We start from the raw sequence: 2,702 nt of genomic DNA on the forward strand, positions 1-2,702 counted from the left end.
CAGCGAGGCCAGCGAGGCCAGCGAGGCCAGCGAGGCCGGTGGTTCTGCTCGTTCTGGGGCTGCTGGGCCTGGGTCTGGTTCTGCTGCTGGTGGGGTGCTGGATCAGACGGTGTTCGCGCAGGCCGGGTTGTTCGCGGTGGAGACGGCGTTGTACCGGCTGCTGGAGTCGCTGGGGGTCCGGCCTGATTATGTGGCCGGTCACTCGATCGGGGAGATCACTGCGGCGCATGTGGCCGGGGTGCTGGAGCTGGCGGATGCGTGCCGGTTGGTGGCCGCTCGTGGCCGGTTGATGCAGGCGCTGCCCTCTGGGGGCGTGATGGCGGCGATTGGCTGCGGCGAAGATGTCCTCGCGCCGGTGCTGGCCGGCTACGACCAGGTGGCGGTGGCGGCGGTGAACGCGCCCGGTTCGGTGGTGGTCTCCGGCGCATCCGACCAGGTCGCCCAGGTCGTCGAGTGGGCGCGGCAGCACGGTTATCGGACCCGCCAGTTGCGGGTGTCGCACGCGTTCCACTCGCCGTTGATGGAGCCGATGCTGGCTGAGTTCGGGGAGGTCGTGGCGGGTTTGACGCTGCGGCGTCCGGAGTTGCCGCTGGTGTCCAACGTCTCGGGTGACCTGGCCGGTGAGGAGATCACCCAGCCCGGCTACTGGGTGGATCACGTACGGCAGCCGGTCCGGTTCGCCGACACCATCACCACCTTGTCCCGGCATCAGGTCGGCTGTTTCGTCGAGGCTGGTCCGGACGCCCAGCTGACCCCCATGATCGAACAAACCCTCGCCCACCATGACGACGCCGACCACGAACACGCCGATGCCCGCAGTGCCGACAGCGGCCAGCCTGCCTCGGTGGTGGCGTTGCTGCGGCGTGATCGGGACGAGACCGCCCAACTGGTCGCCGGGCTCGGCCTGGCCTGGACCTGTGGCACCGCCGTGGACTGGACCGCCTGGCCGACCGGTGCTCGCACCGGCGACCTGGATCTGCCCACCTACCCCTTCCAGCATCGCCGTTACTGGTTGCAGTCGGCTTCGGCCGGTGACCCGGTCGCGCTTGGTCTGGGTGCCGCCGATCATCCGATCTTGGGTGCGGTGGTGGAGCAGCCCGACGGTGGCGCAATCTTGACCGGCCGGTTGTCGGTCGCCGCTCAGTCCTGGCTGGCCGATCACGCGATCAACGCCACTCCGATCCTGCCCGGTACCGCCTTCGTCGAACTCGCTCTGCGTGCCGGTGACCAGGTGGGTTGCCCGGCCATCGAAGAACTCACCCTGCACGCACCGCTGCCCATCCCCGACAGCACCGACGGCATCACTCTCCAGATCATCCTGAGCCCGCCTGACGAAGACGGCCGGCACCAGATCGCCATCCACTCCAAAGACGACCACGGCCACTGGACCCGGCACGCCACCGGCACCCTCACCCCCACCCAAGACACCCCGGCAGACCTGCACCACGCCTGGCCCCCGCCGGACGCCCAGCCACTGGACACCACCGGCCTGTACGACCGCCTGGTCGACCACGGCTACGGCTACGGCCCCGCCTTCCACGGCCTGACCCGAGCCTGGAAACACGGCGACGACCTCTACGCCGAGGTGTCGCTGCCGACCGATGTCGCCGATCCGGCGGGCTACGGCGTGCACCCCGCGCTGCTCGATGCGGCGATGCATGTGGGCATACTGGCCGGGCAGGACTCCGGGGAAGGTGGCCCGCTGATCCCGTTCAACTGGAACGGCGTCACCCTGCACGCCATCGGTGCCACCGCGCTGCGAGTACGGCTGCGCCGCCTGGACGGCGACCAGGTTACCCGGCTGGACCTCACCGACCCGGCCGGTCGGCCAGTGGCTTCGGTGGAAGAGCTGACCTCGCGATCGCTGGCTCCTGGGCAGTTGAACGGCGCGGCCCCGGCCCGGTGGTTGTATGAGGTGACTTGGCGGTCGCTGGCCGCGGTGGACGAGCGTGGCGCCGAGACCGCGGGGACCGCTGCCGGAGTGCCGGATGTCGCGGTGCTGGATGTCGCTTCTTCTGTGGGAGCGGGACCTGCTGCCCGAGGTGCGGGAGCTGGTAGCGGAGGGCCGGTGGACGGTGACGTCCCGGTTCCGGTACGGGTGCGGCAGGCCGTCGCGGAAGTGCTGGGCGAGTTGCAGACTTGGCTGGCCGAGGCGGACCCGCGGCCGGTCGCGGTGGTGACCCGGGGCGCGGTGGCCGTGGCCGACGGCGAGATCCCGGATCCGGCGCAGGCCGCGGTGTGGGGCCTGGTACGGGCCGCTCAGGCGGAGGAACCTGGCCGGATCACCCTGATCGACCTTGACCCGGACGATGGTTCGCTGGAAGGCGCGCAGATCGCCCTCGGTGGAGAGGGGGCATCGGCGAGTGCCATGCCGGTCATCACCGTCGGCGGTGAGGACCGCCTTGCGGGCGGTGTGCGCGCCGCGCTGGCTTGTGGTGAGCCGGAGGTGGCGTTGCGCGGCGGCCGGCTGTGGGGGTCCCGGATGACGCAGGCCGCATCCCCCGACCCGGACGGTGGAGCCTCTTCATCGCTTGGGGCAGCCGGCCAGGTGGGCGGCAAGGACGCCGACGTCATGTGGCCGGTCGACGGGACCACGCTGGTCACTGGCGGTACTGGTGGGCTGGGTGCTTTGGTGGCGCGGCATTTGGTGGCTGTGCATGGGGTGCGGCATTTGTTGCTGGTCTCGCGTCGGGGGCTGGACG

Annotated in this window: 1 protein-coding gene; it reads left to right on the forward strand. The window is 70.6% G+C overall.

What is annotated here, in order from left to right:
- Nucleotides 1–94: 94 nt before the first annotated feature.
- Nucleotides 95–2,702 (forward strand): acyltransferase domain-containing protein (locus tag EJK15_RS68710; protein WP_240778138.1); only part of this gene is annotated, 2,608 nt, incomplete at its 3' end.

The sequence above is a fragment of the Nonomuraea basaltis genome (assembly GCF_005893125.1).
In the GTDB taxonomy this organism is placed as follows: Bacteria; Actinomycetota; Actinomycetes; order Streptosporangiales; family Streptosporangiaceae; genus Nonomuraea; species Nonomuraea basaltis.